We start from the raw sequence: 17,539 nt of genomic DNA, 5'->3' as shown, positions 1-17,539 counted from the left end.
GAAGGACGGCCGTTTCCCGCATGCGCAGGAACACCGACCGTCCTGTTCTCTTTCATCCGGACTATACCGTCGGCCCCGGAATCCAACCGGGTCTGCTGACCTCTGTGATCGCCGCAAAAAGATGGCGAAAACAGAGCGCTCGCGGGCTACGCCTGGTTCAGACGATTACCGCCGGTGGGGAATTGCACCCCGCCCCGAGAACGTGTTCTTGACGAACGGTGCCTACGTTACCACGAATTTGACCAACTTACGGGCGGGCGAAAACCCGTTCTGTGATGACTGATTCGGGTACACGAAAAATGCCGCGCGAGCTTGTCTTGGGGAAACTGGAAGAGGCACGGCGCGATCGGTAGCAATGCCCCCTCGCTCGGTACAATTCGACGCTACGCCGGCCAAAACCAGGCGACCGTTGATGTGAGGGTATGCATACCGGCGCTATACCTTTGAAACCGCTCACGACAAGGTTATCAACAGAAAATGTGCGCAAGCCTGTGGATATCCTGGCTACGACGCCGCCAACTCCATGATCCGATGGAGATTCATCTGATTGACCGCCGACGTGCGCCCGTGTCAGCGGCAGCCCACACTCACTTCGCCTTCACACACATCGCCCGCACCGCCGCCCACTGCTCCGGAGTAAGCGCACTATCCCCAAGCGCGGAACCCTGGTTCTGCGCCTCGCGCTCCGCGGTGCGCGGGTGGTCGGACAGAAAGGCAGGCGGATCGTCACCGCCACGCCCTCGGTGCTCGAGCATCACGAAGAACGAGGCGAGCCCGTCGCTGCGCAGCCCGCTGCCCTGCAGATACGCAACGCCGTCCGCATCGGCGGCGCGTTCCATGTCGCGGCTGAACGACAGCCGCGCGAGATGTCCCGCCCACGACGACACATCGACGAACCCCACGTTCACGCCGACCGCCGTGCTCAGCAGCCCGATGCCCGCGCTGCGAAACAGCGCACGCAGCGGATCACGATGCGCGATATGCGCGGTTTCGTGCGCCATCACGCCGGCCAGTTGATCCGCGCTGCCCACGTGGTCGATCAATCCGCGCATCACGATCATCCGCGCGCCCGGCAACGTCAGCGCATTGACGCGCGCATCGTCGATCACGACGAGTTGCACCGGCTGCCCGATGCCCGCCGTTCGCGCGAGACGCGCTTCGAGTGTTTCGAGTGCCTGTTGCCCCGCGCGGCCGCTGCACACGCGCCGGCCGCGCAGCAGCGGCGCCTCGACAGCGCTGCCCAGCCGGCTCTCGAGCTTCGCTGGCACGAGCGCTGCAGCGAACGCGGGCACGCGTTCGATCAGCACGAACGCCACCGCGAACGCGAGGATCCCGAACGCGGTCCACGCGAGCCAGCCGAGCGCGTGGCCACGCGAGCGCTCGATCAGTTCGGGTGGCAGCGTCGCGTAGTCTGTCAGCACACGACCTGCTTCGCCGCGGCACGACAGCGCGACGGCTCCGTCCGGGTCGGGCTCGCCGACTTCGATGCGCGCGAGCGGCCAGCGAACGAACTCGCCTGTCCCACCCGCTTCGCTCAACGCTCCGGTAACGACCAGTGCCGCGTCGTCCCACACGAGCGTCGCGGCATGGGCCGCGGCGCTGTGTCCGTCGTAGTAGCGGGTCGCACCCACGGCGGTTAGAACCCCGCGCCGTGATCGAGCAGGTTCAGCATGCCCTCGCCGGTGCGCGGCGGCTGCTGGTCATTCTGGCCGAGCGACTGCGGATCGACGTGTCCTTCCACGAGCAGCGTGTTCGACACGAACTGCAGCAGGCGATGCAGCGCAATCGGGAAGCCTAGTCCGAGCGTGAACACGACGATCGCGAGATTGCCCGCCACGATGCCAAGCAGGCGCTTGCCGGTGATGCTCGTACCGAAGCGCAGCTGCGAGCCGAGCGTCGTGTTGCCGAGAATGTGCTGGCTGACCTGTGCGAGGTAATAGCAACGCAGCAACAGCGCACCGACGATGAACAACACATAGAAAATGATCAGCGAAATCGTGAGGTGCGGCGAGCCCGGCGCACCGTGGCGAAATGCGTCAGGATTCGAGATCACCGGACGCAGGAACAGCCAGCCGGTCACCGCGAACCACACGACCATCCCGACGAACGTCACGAAAAACGTTTTGTACAGCGTGCCCGCGCGGCCCTGAAAACGGAACGGCTCGCTGCCGAAGCTGCTCGCGTTGATGCGGCGCTCCGCGAGCCGCACGGTGGTCCACGGCGCGAGTTGCCCGAGCGTGAAGACGATACCGAGGCCATACAGCAGCACGTGCCAGCCATACTGGAGCATCGAGCCGGTCATGCCACCGCGAATGCCGCACCACAACGTACGGCTCAACCGGTAGCGCTGCGCGCTGAAAAAGGCACCGCCCGCGAACACGATGATCAGCACATACAGCGCGAAGAGCGGCAGCAACGACAGGATCAGGCTACCGGTAAGCGCATGCAGCACGTAGCCGAGGATCTCCGCGACGATGATCGAGCCGATCAGCACGCCAAGCGCGAGCAGGAACCCCTTGAACAGTTCGCCGCCCGTGCCGGTGTATTCGAAGCGTTCGTCCTGAAAGCGCATCCGCGACCACACGTAGCGCCGCATCGCGGTCGTCGCCCAGAAGCGATAGATGCCGAGCGTGACGATCGTCAGCAGCAGGTTCTTCAGGAAGATGCCGTACAGCTCGCCGACGTTGCCGTCGTAGGTGAGCAATGGCCGTTGTCCGACGTTCTGGTCCATGGTGTTTCCCCTGTTCGATTGCCGTTCTTCTGCGTGCGGAGTGCACGCGCTTTTCAGGTACTGCCTGCTGCAATCTTCCCTACCCCCAGCACGCCGCTCAGGGCAGCACGAACTTCTTCACGAGCGTCAATTCGCCCGCGGCGCGCATCGGCACGCGGATCGTTTCGCTCTTTTCGTTCGGCGTGTTCTCGTCGGTGATGATCGTGATCTGCGCGACCGTCATGTCGCTGCCGCTGTTGCCGGCGCCGAAGTAGTTCACGTAGACGAGGTACGTGCCGTGCAGCGGCGCGGGCGAAGAATAGATCTCGGGACCGTAGCCCGTCGTCACGTCGACGTCGAGCGCGCCGCCGTTAGGCGCGACGCGGTCGCCGTAGAACGTGTGCACGCCGTCCGGCGACACGATGTGCAGGTCGAGGTCGGTGCCATCGGTGTCCCACGCGAGCACGACGCGCAGCCGCGTCTGCGTTTTGCCGGAGTACGAGTCGTAGAACTGCACGCGACGGCTCGTGCCGTCTTTTGTGCGCAGCTCGACGCTGTTGCTGCCGCCGCCGAACGCATACGGCCGCGAGAAACTGCCGTCTTCCTCGATGCGCTGCGGCAGCGGCGTGCCGTTGACGACGAGCGTCGCCACCGACGTCTTGCCCGGTTTCTTCGGCGCACCGCGGATATGCCCCGCGATCATCGCTCTCACCGACTGCCCTTCGGGCGTCGTCACGGCGACGGCCGGATAGTGGACGTCCTGCGTGTAGCGCGCGTTGTCACCGGCGGTGTTGCGCCAGCCGTTCACCGGCGCGCTGAACTCCACGTCGGTCGCATGCGCGGCCTGCATGCCCATAGCCAAAGCGCACAACACGAGCGACACCATCAGCGCGCCCCGTGAAGAGACCGCGTGCCGTCGCGTGGCGCAGAGGTTCGTGCTGGCGTTCATCGTCGCTGGTCCTGGTCGCGGTTAAAGTCGTTCGCTCTTCACGAGCTGAAGGTCGCCGATCTTGCGCAGCGGCACGACCATCGTTTCCCGCCGCTCGTCCGGCGTGTTTTCGTTGAATACAAGCGTGAGGCGCGCGGTGATGACGTCGCGGTCGTGCGCTGCCGAATCAAAGTTATAGCCGGTCGAATCGAAGTTGCCCCAGTAGTTCAGGAAGAACAGCCACGTGCCGTGCTCAGGTGCCGCCGACGAAAAGATACCGGGCCCCGCACCGTCGACCGAATCGACATCGAACCCGCTGCCATCCTCCAGCGTGGGGTTCGCGAAGAACGCGTGCAGACCGTCCGGTGTGATCACGTGCAGATCGACCTGCGCATGCGGATCGTCCCACGTGACGATCGCGCGCAGCTTCGCCTGCGGCTTGCTGGTGTCGGCTTCGTAGAACTGCATGCGCTGATGTTTGCTGCCATCGGCCGACACGATCTCGATGCTGTTCGAGCCCGCACCGAATGCCCACGGCCGCGCGAAGCGCCCATCGTCGTCGGTGTAGAGCGGCGTCGGGTTGCCGTTGACGACGAGCGTTGGCGGCTTGCGCGCGTGCTTGTCGACGTGCTTTAGCTGCCCTTCGATCAGCGTGCGGAAACGCTGCGAGCCGCGATCGACCGGTGGCCGCGGATAAGCGGCAACGAAGCGTTCGCCTTCGTTCGTGAGGCCGCTGTGACGCCAGCCGTTGAACGCGCCCGTGAGATCGGCGAGCGGCGCCTGCTGCGCTTGATGCGCTTCTTGCGCTTCTTGCGCGGACGCGGCCAGCGGCACGAGCAATGCGCTCAGCACGAACATCGCAACACGTGACGAATGAAGAATGCAGTTCATTGGATCGGAGCCTCCGAACGGATCAGCTCGCGCGCCGTGTGCTCGACGAACGCTTCGTCGAGCCCGCGCGGATGATGCTGGAACGCAAGGTGAATGTATTCGTGCGCAAGCGCGATCCGGTCGTCCTCGCTGCGCAACTGGTGGATGTACACGCGATTGCGCTGCGCGTCCGCATACGGACGCCCTTCGCGCACCGCGCACACCGCGGGCAGGTCCGGAGTCTCGTAGCCCGCGGCGTTGTCGAGCCGGCGTGCCCAGTCGGATGCATTGCGCTGCAGCCATTCGCGCGCGCCGGCCACCGGCTCGCAGTCGCCGGCGAGCGGGCTTTCGAACGACGTCAGCGTCGCCTGCGGCCACGTGCGCGCGAGGATTGCATCGAACCCGAGACCACGCTGCGCAGCGGCCTTCGCGTCGAGCCAGCTCATCTGGCCGGCCGCGGCCTTGTCGTGATGATATTGGACCGGTACGCCGGTCAGCACCAGCGCGTCGGTCAGATCTGCGGCACGGCGTGCATTCGCGCCTGCCGGCCTTGCAAGGACCCGTTGCGTGCTGCTGCTGTCGTCGATCCGGAAGCAACCCCGATCGCGGCCCGCATGCTGGACGACGTAGCTGCGTGCCGCGACGGCCAGCGCCTTCGCGGCCTCGGGCGCCTGCGTATCGCCTTCGCGCTCGACCACGCGCGCGACGTAATCATTCATCCCGAAGCGTCCGATGATCTGCGGCGCCGTGCCCGTGTCACGTTCGAGCAGCAGTTCGCCGCGGCTCTCAATACGCAGCCAGTTGCCGTTCGCAAAGCCCACGCGATAGGCACCTGCCAGCGGCCCGGCCGGTGCCGGTTCGCTGCCCTTCTCGGGCAGCACGTCGCGGATCGGATAGCGCGTGAAGAAATCGACGACGACGCACGCGCCGTCGTCGGGCACGATCGTCTGCGCGAGCAACGGCGCGAGGCGCGGCGCCGCCGCGGCCAGCACACGTGCGCTGCCGCCGGGTCCGCCGAGCCATACCGGCGTGCCGTCCGCGAGCCAGCCCGCCGCGCCGCCGATCGACGTGCCCGGCCGCGCCGGGTCCGGCATCGTCCATGTCTTGGCGCGCAGCAGGCTGCCGTACAGCGCGACGGTGCCTTCGCCGCGCCCACTTGTGAGCACCGACACCAGCGTGCTCGCGGCGGCCTCGCGCGGACGCGCCGGCACGGCCTGCAGCGCGGCCAGCAGATCGGCGACCGCGACGCGATGCGCGGGCGTCATCGCGCGCAAATCGCGCAACCACGCGGGCGCGCCGGCCGCGGTCCAGTAGCGGCGCCAGCCGGCCGCATCGAGCCGCAGACGCGCCGGCTCGAAGAACAGTCCGCATGACTGCACGAGCGCGTGCTCGCGATCGATATGGCCGCCCGTCATGCAGCAATAAACTTCTTCGGGATCGCCGCCGGTGCACGCGTAGTCCGGCGTCACGATCCCGCGATCGACGAGGTACGCGTACACGAACAGTTTCCACACGCTGCCGAGCGGCGTATCCACCGTCTGGGGCAGCGGTTGCGCGGCCTGTGCATCGAGCGTGCTGTCGGCTGCGCCCTGGCTATCCGCGCGCCAGTATTGCGCGCGGCCGTCGCGCAGCCACGCGAACTGCAACGGCTCGGCCTGCTCGCGTGTCGCTGCGCGCGATGCGGGGTTCGCGGCATTTGCATGCGTCGTTGCGGGCGTGTTCGCGAATGCACCGGTCACCAGCGCAGCACACGTCAGTGCTGCGGCCAGCACACGCACGCCCCCCGCCCGCCTCGGACGGGCGGCCAGAAAACGTGCGTCGCGCGGAGCCGGATTCATCGCTGTCTCGCTCAACCGATCCGCAGCGTGACGAGCCGGTCGCTGCGCCCGCCCTCGAACGCCTTCGCGTCCGGCTGATACATACGGAAGTAGCGCGCCGGCGGCACGACGAACGTGCCCGGCAAACCAAAGCGCACCAGTTGCCGCAACGCGACGCGACGATCGAGCAACGGCACCGGCTGGTGATAGTTCAGCTCGCCCATCTCGTAGGTCACCGCGCGCTGGAATGGCTGTGGACCGCTGCCGCCTTCGGTCGTGCCCGGCAACCCTTCGATGCTGATACCCCAGCTCGTCGCTTCCACTTCGCCGCCCGGCGGCAGCGGCACTTCGAGCAGACCGTACTGGTACGCGGCGTTCTCGGGCGGCGTCAGCGTCACTTCGTCGACGTAGAGCGCGTTACTGTCGAGTGCATCGCCTGGCTTCACGGCCTCGGCTTTGAACGTGAAGCGGGCCGCCTCGTTCTGCTTGTCGGCCTTTTTATCGGTTGTCGTGTCCTCAGCATTCGACGGCACCAGCTTGTACAGCTTGCGTTCGACGGTGACCGGCAGACGACTCGTGTCGGCCGCGCGGCTGCGATACGACACAAGCGCCGTGACGTCCGGCCGCACCGTGCCGACATCGACGGACTGCGGCACCCCGGTGCCGGCCCACTTCCATACCGGCGCGCCGGTCGGCGTCGTGTCGCGCTTCCATCCTGCGCCCTGCAGTTCGGGCAACGGTGCCGTGTCGGTGTCGCCACCGAGTGCCTTGCGCAGCCATAGCAGCGTCAACGCGCGATCGAAGGTCGGGTACGACGCGCTGCTTTTCGTGAGCAGCGCGGGCACGTCGACCGGCGCGGCGCCTTCGGTGCCTCCGCCTCCGCTCATCAGCAACAGACTCTGCACGAGCGGCGCGGGATCGCCCGCGAGTGCACCGCGTGCGGTCGCGACCGCCGCATCGAAACCATCCGGCAGCGACACGCCCGTGCCGCGCGCCATCGACGCAACCAGCACCAGCGCGACCTGATTGCCGCGCGCGGTATCGGCCTGCGAGAAGACCACGCTGTCCGATGCACCGAACGACTCGTTGCTCGCCTTGCCCGGCGCAGCCTGCGCCTGCAGCAGTTGCTGTGCGACACCCGACAGCGGCGTTGCGACCGGCAGCCCCATCTGCTGCATGAACCACAGCGCAAGCGCGCGATGCAGCAGCGGTTCCTTTGCGCCGGCGTCGCGATAGACGTCCATCGCGTGCTGCCAGTTGTCGGCGGGCAGCGAGATCGACAGGCTGCGGCTTGCGAGCCAGTCCGCGTAGTACGCGTACGCGGTCATCAGCGCGCTGCCGCCCGTCGTGTCGCCCCACCAGCCGAACGTGCCACCAACGCCCGCGAGCAGCGCGAGCCGTTGACGCTGGTTGCGCAACTGCGCTTCGATGCCCTGCGTGGCGCTGGCGTTCGTATTGCTGCCGCGGGCGATCGCATCGTGCGCGAGCGACAGCGGAATCAGCCGGCTCGACGTCTGCTCGGCGCAGCCGTACGGATAGTCGATCAGATCGTCGGCGACGCGCGTGAACTGGCTGGCGGCACTCGTCATCAGCCGCACGCTGATGTCCTGCGCGTCGGCGGCGAGATTCAGCGGCTTGCCCGCCGCATCGAGCGCGACCGGCGTCTGATGCAGATCGAGCCAGCCGCTTGCATCGAGCGCAATCGACGTCTGCAGACTGTCGACGTCCTTACCGCCCTGGCGCAGCGTCGCGGTGATCACACCCGGCTTCAACGCCGAAACGGGCAGCTTCAGATAGTTCGCGCCGCGCTTCAGCGTGACCTTTCGGCTCACCGACAGCCCGCCGCCATCGACGATCCAGTCGGCGTCGACGTCCGCATCGGTCTGGTTGAACGCGAGCATGTCGAGCGACGGCTTGTCGTTCGCGCGGAAATGCGCGGGGCCGCTCCACTTCAGATACAGCGCCTTGTCGGAACGCACGTAGGCCGTGCGCTGACCGACCATCCCGTCGGCCGACACCGCGCGCACGGTGATGCGCCAGCGCGCCAGCGCGTCGGGCATCTTGAACGTCATCCGCACGTGGCCGCTTGCGTCGGTCTTCAGTTCCGGTTCCCACGCGGCCGTGTCCTGATCGTCGCGGCGCGGCCGTTCCAGCACCTTCACGCCGCGCTCGTTGTAGGTTCCGCGTTGCGGTCCGCCCGGCGCCCCGCGCAACGACGACAGCGCGAGATCGTAGGTGATGAACGACAGGCTCGACGACGTGCGCACGTTATTGCGCCGCGGGTGATAGAAGAAGTCGACGATGCTCGGCGCGATTTCCGGCTGCAGCACGTAGACCATTTCGTCGACGACGCTGACCGTCAGATCGGCGGGCAGCGGCTTGCCGTTCATCGCGCTCGTGAGGTCGAGCGTCACGGTATCGCCGGGTCCATACACCGGTTTATCGCTTTTTACGTCGAGATCGATGGTCGGTTGCGCAACGACGATCCCCGCGTTCTGGAACACGTATTCGCCATTCAGCACGTACAGCACCGAGAACGTCATGTTCGGCGCGAACTCGGGGCCGACCTTGATGCGCGCCTTCCATTGCGACGGCGCGACGCGCTGCAGATCCACCCAGTCGCCGCTCGCCGACAGCAGCGCGCGGCGCTCGACCTTGTCGCGTTCGAGCGTCAGCAGCGCATCGGCGACCGGCTGCGGGAACGTGATCAGCGCTTCGGCCGTATCGCCGATCTTGTAGCGGTCGCGATCGAACACGATCTCGACGCTGCCCGGTATCGCCTTCACGCCGTCGCCCGCGACCCAGTGGCTCGTCGCGCCGAGCAGATTGCCCGCGTCGTCTTTCACCGACAGCATGTACGAACCCGGCTCGTCGAACTGCACCGGAACGGTCTGCGCGCCGCCCGCCTTCGCGTTCGCGATCTTGCCTTCGCCATGCGTCTGCGATTCGAGGCGCACCCACTCCCACTTTGCCGGCGCGTGCGAGTTCTGGTCGACCGTGCCGAGCGCCTGCAGCGTGAAGTCGACGCGCTCCTTCGGCTGCGAGAACGACTTTGCCGCGAACAGACGATACGGCGTCACGCCGCGCGCGATCAGCACTTCGCGCGTGACGCGCACGCGGTACGCGGCGCCGTCGCGTGCGAACAGCGTCAGCGCGTAACGGCTCGGTTCCTTCGCGGCGGGCAGCGTGAGGCTCGCATTGCCGTCGCTGTCGGTCGTCAGTTCCTGCTGTTCGAGCTTGACCGGGAACAGGCCCGCGTAACGCAGTTCGCCGTCGACGATCGTCACCTGCTGCGCGCGCAGCGTCACCGATATCTTGCTGTCCTTCACCGGCTTGCCGTCGGGATAACGCAGCTGGACCTTGCCGTGCAGTGCCTCGCCGGTTGCGTAGTCGGCCTTGTCCATCGACAGGTTGACGTCGAAGTGCGGTTTCACGTATTCGGCGACGCGGAACGCGCTGCCATACATATCGCCGTTGTAGTCGAAGCGCAGCGTGTAGCCGCCGGCGGGCGCGTCGGCGGGAATCGTGAAGGTGGCCTGCGCGCCGGTGTCGGACGCGAAGTGCGTGGTCGATGTCGAGATCGGCGAGCCGCTCGGGTCCAGCACGTCGAGCTTGATGTCGGCTGCGGCGGGCGCGGACGACTGCGTCGCGTTCTGGAACGTACGGCCGATGAACTTCACGTACACACGATCGCCGGGACGATACATCGGGCGATCGGTGACCGCATAGATCTTCGTGTTGTAGATCTCGCTGTCATAGTAAAAATTCTCCGATACGAAGACGCCGCCCGCCGGATCGCTGCCGATCACATAGCTGCGTTCGGGGCTCACATGTTCGAGCGACAGCGCGCCGTCGCCACCGGTAGTGCCGCTTTGCAGCACGCCGACGCCATCGGTCCAGCTGATCGCGGTATTCGGCACCGGCTTGCCGTCCGTGCGCCGCGCGGTCCACACGAGCAGACCGCCCGACGACGCCTTCACCACCGCGACCGTGTCCGACACGAACAGCAGCGTATGCGCGCGATAGTTGCCGATGATCGCCTCGACGAGGTACAGCCCCGGCCGCAGCTTGCCGACCGGAATCATCACGTTGCCCGAACTCGCCTCGATGAAGTTGCTGCTGCCCGCGAGATCGACGCCCTTCGGCGGCTCGATCGTCTTCGCGTCCCAGATCGGATAGCGGAACCGCGCGACGAGGTCATAGCCCTTCAGCGGTGCGAACTGACTGTTCTGCGCGAACTGCGTCGGCTGGCCGGGTTGCTCGCCGAGCTTGAACTGCGGCGCCGCTTCGGTCGCCTTGCTGCGCGTCGCGAACGACAGCACCCGCTGCCACGCGCGACGCGCTTCGGTGAACCACCGGTCCCACAGATACGCGAGCGTGTTCGCGAGTCCTTCGCCCTGGTAGTTCGGCGCAAGGTTCAGCCGATGCAGGTTCTTCTGCGCCTTGAGGAATTCGAGCGGCTTCGGCACGCGATACACGACGATGTCCGCGCCGCCATAACCGGCAAGCTGGTCCTTGAACTCGCGGCCCGGCGCTTCGAGCCGGACCTGCGCGAGCTGGTCGCTGCCGAAGCTCGCGTCGGACAGCAGGAAGAACGGCTGGCCGTCGATCTTCTGCGTTTCAAAACCGCTCGGCGCGGCCGGCTGCAACGTGGGGTTCTGCGCAATGTTCGTGTCGTCGCTGGAGGCTGCGTCGTCGTCGGCGAACGCGGGCGCGGTGCCGATCGTCAACGCGAGCGCGAGGACGGACACGAGCAGCGCGCCGAACGCGCGCAGACGTGACACATGCGAAACACGCGAACATGAGAGGTCGACGGAATCGTTATGACGGGTCATGGTGTCAGAAAGGCCAGGCGGAACACACCCACGAAATTCGGATTGCCGTCGAGCGGCTGCCAGCGGGAGTCTTTCCATTGCATCAGATCGGAAACGGCGACCGCGCGCAGACCGGTATCGGTCGGCGTGACGGTGCCTGTGTGATAAGCGATGTAGCGGTCGAGCCAGATCATCAGATGCTGGTCGTCGCCCTGGTCGAAGAACAGCAGGTCGCCGGGCAGCGCCTGGTTCACATCCTTCGCGATGAAACGGCTGTTGCGCTGGATCAGCGCGATCGCCGACGCATACGGCCCGGTACTGCCGTCGATCCGCGTCCAGCGATTGGCAAGCGCGCGCTGCCCGGGCGACAGCTGCAGCTCCGGCGGCAGGCTGCCCGCATCGAGGCTGCCGCTCATCCCGTTCGCGCGCAGCCAGCGCGCGTCGTGCTGTTTTAGTGCCTCGCCGGCCGCAAAGCGCACGAGGCCCGCGCAATCGCGCTGAGTCCAGCGCGGCGTCGGACCGCGACGCATCTGCTGATCGACGATCCGCACGAACCACGCGCGAAATGCATTTGATTGCGCGGCGGATAGCGCGTCGGGTTCGGGCGCGACAGTTGTGGGCATCAGCGCGAATGCGCGTGGCGCGAAGCACATGACGCACGCGGCGGCGAGCCACACACGGCGACGGTTAACCGCTCCCGGCCTGGTGGTATCGGCGAGGCTGCGTGAGGCGCAACGCGGGCGCATCTCAATCGCTCCCGACGCCGGGCTGGTCCCATGCCGCGCGCGCGGCCGCGGTGCCGTCTGCTGCAGCCGCTGCGGCGGCACCGCTGCGATCGAACCACCAGTCGACCGGCACCCAGCCCGCCGACGTCGGCAAGGTCTGCGGCAGTGTCAGCGATACCGGCGGGTACGCGGCGAGCGCGCGGAGCTTCGGTACGAGGTGTGTGCGCGCGGCGTTGCGGAAGATCGACTCCTGATCGGCAGGGAGTGCCGAAGCAGCTTCGCGTTCGATCAGCGATGCGGCGGCCGCGGGTGTCAGCGTGACGACGGTGCGCGGCACGCGCGGCGCGGCGAGCGTATCGGCGAGCGCCGGATAGCGCTTGTCGAGGACCGCGAGCGTGTCGTCGACGAGCCGTGCATCCGGCGAGAAGATCACATAGCCGTGCGCGAGCGCGAGCGTAACCGGGAAGTAGCGTTGCGCGGACAGTTGCGCCGAGAACGGTGCCTTCGCCGCGGACGCGGTGCCCGAGCGCGCGCTGACCGGCCGCTGCCACACGGTGACGTCGGCCGACGGCGTGCGCGTCGTGACCGGCAGCCTGCGATAGGGATCGGCGTTGTCGCTGGCTTTAGGCGCGTGTGCCTCGTACGCGCCGATCACTTCACCGAACGTCTTGCCGAGCGTCGCCTTGAGCGCGTCGCCAGCGCCCGCCTTCACGTGCGCGACGAATACCGGCGCGACCAGCGTCGACTTCGCGTACCAGCAGACGGCAGCCGGGCCGTCGAGCGCCGCGCCGATCTGCGCGGCGCCGTCCGTGCCTTCCTTGCCTTCATCCACGACCTTGCCAAGCAGATCGCCGGCGCCCTTCCAGTCGGCCGGCAGACTCGCGCACGCGGCCGGCCCGGCGGGCAGCGCGTGCCAGAGGTTCGTGCCGTCCCACTGTTGCGGCAGGCGCGCTGGATCGATCAGCGCGGCGGTCTGCCACGTGGCCGGCGCATTGCCGACCGTGGCGAAGTCGAAGCGCAACGCCTCGATGCCCGAGAAGAACGTCTGATAGCCGAACGACAGATAGTTGGCCGACACGACGAGACGGTGTCCCTTCGGCTGATCCGACGCGTCGTCGAGCCGGAACGCGTGGGCCGCGTCGTCGTGCCCCGACGACAGCAGATCGTCGATCACGTTCGCGCGCTCGCGTACCGGCGAGCCGTCGGAACCAAGCAGCACGCCGGGCGCCGACAGCACGACGAGCCGGTCGTCCTTCGTCGCGAACAGCAGCGTGCGCCCGACCGCCAGCTTCAACGCGTACACCGGCACGCCGCCCGACAGCTTCGCGACCTGGCTCAGCTGCGTATCGCTTGCGGCGACATTGCCGAATCCTTGCAGCAGTTTCGCGAGGCCGTTGCGGCGCATCGACATCACCCAGTAACCGAGCCGCCCGTCCGGCGAACGCCACAGCAGCACATGCGCGGGCTCGTCGAAAATACGGCGGATCAGTTCGTCGCGAAAATCGAGTTGATGTTCGAACGCGAGACGGCGCAATGCGCCTTCGGCGGAAAGACGGGTATCGGTGGATTCGTAATAATCGACGAAATCCTGAGTGAGCACGTCGCGCAGCAACGGCACACGCAGCATATCGCGCGGCAGCCGGGATAATGCTTCGCTGTCGATCAGTGCGTCGGGATGATGAATGTCGAGAACGATCTCGCTGGTATTGACTTTCCCATGACCGCCGAATGGCCGCCATACCGCCTGAATGACGATACCGGCAACGATCAGAAGCCCCAGAAGACCCACGCCGAGAACGGCGATTTTCTTTCGCGACATCTTCATCTGATTTTGGCTGTTAATTCTTTTGCGGTGTGCCGCACGGCACGGCGCCTGCGGCATGGATGGCGATACGCCGGCCGGCGGTGAATGTCCCGATCGAGGCGATGATAACCGATATTGTTTTCGGTAAACCAGCGCGATGCATTACTTAACAGCGACTCCCGCGGTCAGCTTTTAACGTAAAACGAAAAACGGTCACATAAATTCAATATCCACGTAATTCGACGGGTGTGCTTCTTTCGATGCAGTACGAAAACCGTCAACCAGAAGGCGCAATGCAGCGGGTTTAACGGAAATGTCGAATTGGCGGGATTGTGCTGATCTTCAAAGTGCCTGATACGCTCTGGCGTCAGGCAGCACGACCGGACCCAATGATTGTCACCCCCCACGCAGGCCGCGTTCAGGGTTTCTACGACAGCATGAACGAATACCCGAGCGTGCCGTCGCTGGGCCCTTCGTCGTCTGCTCCCTCGGTCCCACCGACCGAGGCATATAGAGCCATCGCGGCGACATTGGTTCGATCGGTCAGCACCCACGCGACTGTGCAGTGATGCGCCTTGCCGACCTCGAACAGCGATCTCAAGACGGCCTTACCCAAACCGCGACGCCGGTACTCCGGCGCGACTGCGACCTCGTTGATCCACAGCTGTGGCGGTTTGTCCGGGTGGACATAGTGGATCGCTGATGCGAAGCCCACAACTAACCCATCATCGATGGCAACAGCCAGATGATGTCGAGCGTCTCCAAGAAACTCCGCGGTGAGATCCGCGTCGATCGGATTGTCGAACACTTCTGCTGCCACGTTCATGAGAACGCTCTCATCACCGCGTTCCAGCACCTTGATCTCGAGCGCCATAGACGGACCTCGATGGTCAGACCCGGGCTACAACACCCGACATCAAGAATAGTACGGTGTGACCGGGTTGGGTAAGGCAATAGTTCATGGGAAGCCGTTCGCGATATCTTGACCGCTAACGCCGGTTCGGAGCGCGGCACGCTCCAGTCATTGCGTCGTGAGTTTCTGGAACCACGCGAACGCACTACAGGTTCTTGAAGAGCCCCTGCAGTTGCCCATATGGCATGCTCCCTTCCGACATCGATTCCGACCGGCCGCTTTCGAGGAAATCGCGCGCGAGCCGTTCAGCCTGCCCCCACAGCATCTGCGGAATGCCGGAACCGGCGCTCAGGCGTCGCACACCGAGCGCACCGAGTTCGGACGCGGCCGGCAGACCCGGCCATGCCATCACGTTGACCGGCAGATCGACTGCTTCGACGACCGCCTTGATCGCCGCGGATTCGAACAGCCCGGGAACGAACAGACCGTCGGTACCGGCCGATCGATACAGCGCCCCGCGCGACAGCGTCTCGCCGAGTCTGGCCGGCACGTCGACCAGGCCGGCGAGATAAACATCGGTTCGCGCATTGACGAAGACATCTCGCCCGCTTTTCGACGCCGCGTTTTTGATCGCTTCGATCTTCGCGGCGAGCAGGTCCGGCGCATCCGGGCCGTCCTCGATATTGACGCCGGACACGCCGACGTCGATGAGCCGCGCGACCACGTCGGCGACCGCATACGCATCGTCCGAGTAACCGTTCTCGATATCGACGGACAGCGGCACCTTCAGCACCCGCACCATATTCGCTGCAACGTCGATCGCGCGGTCGACCGGCAGCACGCGGCTGTCGGGATACCCCATGGCCCACGCGACGCCCGCACTGGTCGTCGCGATCGCCGGTGCGCCGAGACTCTCGAAGAGTCTGGCGCTGCCTGCGTCCCATGCGTTCGGCAGACGAAGCGGCACAGTATTGACGTGTAGCTGGCGAAACTTTTGCGTGAGTTCAGACATGGGCGTCTCCGATGAATGTGGGCTGAAATCTAACCTTTCCGCGTGTGTAACTCCTGCAGCACCTTCTCGACCGCGGCGACCGAACGCGCGACATCCTGCGGACCGGTTTGCCAGTTGCACACCGACACCCGCATGCAGCGCTTACCGCGCCACGTCGTATTGCTGAACAGCGCCTCACCGCTTGCGAGTACCGCGGCTGTCACGGCGTCGGTCCATCCGTCGTGATCGCGTTCGGTCGCAGCGGGCCGCGGGTCGAGAAAACGCACGAGGCCCTGGTTGATCGTCGGTTCCCACACCAGTTCCGCGCCGGCAAGCGCGCCGATGCCGGTCGCGATTCGATGTGCGGCATCGCAGCAGCGGTCGATCAGCGCAGCCACGCCTTCGCGGCCGAGCTGCCGGAGCGCCGCATAGGTCGCGACACCGCGCCCGCGACGCGACCAGTCCGGGTTCCAGTCCTTCTGCTCGCGGACATCGTCGTTGTGCGTGATGTAGCTCGCTTCGTACGACATCGCATTGCGATGCGCCTGCGGATGCGCGACGAACGCAAAGCCGCTGTCGTAAGGCACGTTGAGCCACTTGTGGCCGTCGGTGGTCCATGAGTCGGCTAGTTCGACGCCGGTGAGCCGATGCCGATGCTGCGCACTCGCATTGGCCCACAAACCGAACGCGCCGTCGACGTGAACCCACGCGTCGTAGCGATGCGCGAGCGGGATCAGATCGGCGAAACGATCGTATGCGCCGATGTTCAGATCGCCGGCCTGCAGCAGCACGATCGTGAGTGCGTGGGGATCGGCCTGCAGCGCTGTTTCGAGTGTCGCTGGATCGAGTTGCCCGTCGTCGTTCACCGGCAGACCAGTGACGGCCGCGGTGCCGATGCCCAGCAAGCGCGTGGCGCGCGTGATGCTGCCGTGGTACTGATCGCTGCTGAGAATGCGCAGCTTCGGCGCGCCGAACAAGCCGTCGCGTTCGACCTGCCAGCCGCGTCGCGCGAGCAGTGCGTTGCGCGCCGCCGCGAGCGCAGTGACGTGCGCCATCTGGGCGCCGGTCGTCAGCGCAAAACTGGCGTCGGCCGGCAAGCCGAGCAAGTCCTTCAGCCAGCCGCCGCACACCTCTTCGATCACGGCTTCCGCCGGCCCGCAGGAGTACGACGCGGCATTCTGATCCCACGCGCTGGTCAGCCAGTCCGCGGCGAGCGCGGCAGGCAGCGAGCCGCCGATCACCCAGCCGAAAAATCGCCCGCCTGCACTGCCCAGGATGCCGCCGGCCGCATCGGCAACGAGGTCGTCGATGACCTGCTCCGCGGGCAGGCTCTCGCGGTTCAGCGGCTTCGCGAGACGCTCGCGCAACGTGTGCAGGCTGGCCTCGGCGGCGACCGGGCTATGCGCGAGATTCTCCAGATGCGCAAGCGAATGGCTCAGCGCACGTTCGAGCACAGGGCGAAAGACAGAGGCGTCGTTCATGGATATTTACCGGGCAGGGACGACTGGAATCGGACGCCCAGTGTAGCCAGGATCGACCGCGTTGACTGGCCGGATTCGGACATGAGTGTTGGGGTACTGCGTGTGAAATACGCGATTCTTTACATCCATGCGCGGGCGTGCGAGGTCGCATTCCGGGATCGATTCATGGTGAAACTTCGGCAGAAGACATGAAAAAGGCCGCGCGAGTGAACTGCACCCCAAAAGTTGGACACCGATCCAACCTTTGGGGTGTTTTTCATGGCGAAGTACAGTGAGCAGTTAAAGCTGAAAGTAGTGAAGCAGTATCTGGGCGGCGCCGGTGGGACGCGGGCGCTTGCCGAGCGACACGGTATGAGTCGCTCGGTTGTGCAGCGCTGGGTGATGGCCTATGAGCAGCATGGCCATAATGGCTTGCGCAAGAAATGGGAACGCCAGTATCATGTTGGCGGTATCGACGCACTGACGCCCCGTCCTCGAGGGCGACGCCCCAAAACAATGACCCGACCCGATCCCGACAAGCCGACCGAAGTCAGTGCGCCGGATGAG

General features: G+C 65.8%; 12 protein-coding genes and 1 riboswitch. Of the genes, 1 reads left to right on the top strand and 11 read right to left on the bottom strand.

Annotated elements, in window-relative coordinates; genetic code table 11:
- Positions 1–40 precede the first annotated feature (40 nt).
- A riboswitch (FMN riboswitch) is annotated at positions 41–206 on the bottom strand.
- A 381-nt stretch (positions 207–587) separates the two neighbouring features.
- From ACREXZ_RS29600 to ACREXZ_RS29550, 11 genes are all read right to left on the bottom strand, one after another.
- Complete coding sequence (locus ACREXZ_RS29600) at positions 588–1,631, bottom strand: M48 family metallopeptidase (protein ID WP_431767690.1); 1,044 nt, start codon at positions 1,629–1,631, stop codon at positions 588–590.
- A gap of 5 nt (positions 1,632–1,636) precedes the next feature.
- Complete coding sequence (locus ACREXZ_RS29595; RefSeq protein ID WP_431767689.1) at positions 1,637–2,731, bottom strand: YjgN family protein; 1,095 nt, start codon at positions 2,729–2,731, stop codon at positions 1,637–1,639.
- Between the two features lie 97 nt (positions 2,732–2,828).
- Positions 2,829–3,596: a YfaP family protein gene (locus tag ACREXZ_RS29590; RefSeq protein ID WP_431767704.1), complete on the bottom strand. Its 768-nt coding sequence runs from the start codon at positions 3,594–3,596 to the stop codon at positions 2,829–2,831.
- Between the two features lie 84 nt (positions 3,597–3,680).
- Positions 3,681–4,529, bottom strand: a complete 849-nt coding sequence (locus tag ACREXZ_RS29585; protein WP_431767688.1) for a YfaP family protein — start codon at positions 4,527–4,529, stop codon at positions 3,681–3,683.
- Positions 4,526–6,346 (bottom strand): DUF2300 domain-containing protein, encoded by a 1,821-nt coding sequence (locus ACREXZ_RS29580; protein WP_431767687.1) that lies wholly within the window; start codon positions 6,344–6,346, stop codon positions 4,526–4,528. The genes ACREXZ_RS29585 and ACREXZ_RS29580 overlap by 4 nt, the downstream gene beginning before the upstream one ends.
- A gap of 11 nt (positions 6,347–6,357) precedes the next feature.
- Positions 6,358–11,160 carry an alpha-2-macroglobulin family protein gene (locus ACREXZ_RS29575; protein WP_431767686.1) on the bottom strand — a complete coding sequence of 1,601 codons (4,803 nt, stop codon included), beginning with the start codon at positions 11,158–11,160 and terminating at the stop codon, positions 6,358–6,360.
- The gene (locus ACREXZ_RS29570; protein WP_431767685.1) at positions 11,157–11,885 is read right to left on the bottom strand and encodes a DUF1175 domain-containing protein; all 729 of its coding nucleotides are present in this window, start codon (positions 11,883–11,885) and stop codon (positions 11,157–11,159) included. Before ACREXZ_RS29570 ends, ACREXZ_RS29575 begins: the two co-directional genes overlap by 4 nt.
- 1 nt (position 11,886) lies before the next feature.
- Complete coding sequence (locus tag ACREXZ_RS29565) at positions 11,887–13,689, bottom strand: DUF2138 domain-containing protein (protein WP_431767684.1); 1,803 nt, start codon at positions 13,687–13,689, stop codon at positions 11,887–11,889.
- A gap of 406 nt (positions 13,690–14,095) precedes the next feature.
- Positions 14,096–14,542 (bottom strand): GNAT family N-acetyltransferase, encoded by a 447-nt coding sequence (locus ACREXZ_RS29560; RefSeq protein ID WP_431767683.1) that lies wholly within the window; start codon positions 14,540–14,542, stop codon positions 14,096–14,098.
- A gap of 184 nt (positions 14,543–14,726) precedes the next feature.
- Positions 14,727–15,533, bottom strand: coding sequence for an isocitrate lyase/PEP mutase family protein (locus ACREXZ_RS29555; RefSeq protein ID WP_431767682.1), 807 nt, complete (start codon positions 15,531–15,533; stop codon positions 14,727–14,729).
- 29 nt (positions 15,534–15,562) lie between these two features.
- Positions 15,563–16,993 (bottom strand): pyridoxal phosphate-dependent decarboxylase family protein, encoded by a 1,431-nt coding sequence (locus tag ACREXZ_RS29550; protein ID WP_431767681.1) that lies wholly within the window; start codon positions 16,991–16,993, stop codon positions 15,563–15,565.
- A gap of 225 nt (positions 16,994–17,218) precedes the next feature.
- On the opposite strand from ACREXZ_RS29550, the gene ACREXZ_RS29545 reads away from it, so the two are divergent.
- Positions 17,219–17,539, top strand: a 321-nt coding sequence (locus ACREXZ_RS29545; RefSeq protein WP_431767680.1) for a helix-turn-helix domain-containing protein, incomplete at its 3' end; no start/stop codon positions are given.

Origin of the sequence: Paraburkholderia sp. (assembly GCF_050742655.1) — a bacterium.
Classification (GTDB): domain Bacteria; phylum Pseudomonadota; class Gammaproteobacteria; order Burkholderiales; family Burkholderiaceae; genus Paraburkholderia.
Note: the sequence above shows the minus strand (reverse complement) of the source record. Positions and strands in the feature narration are given on the sequence as shown.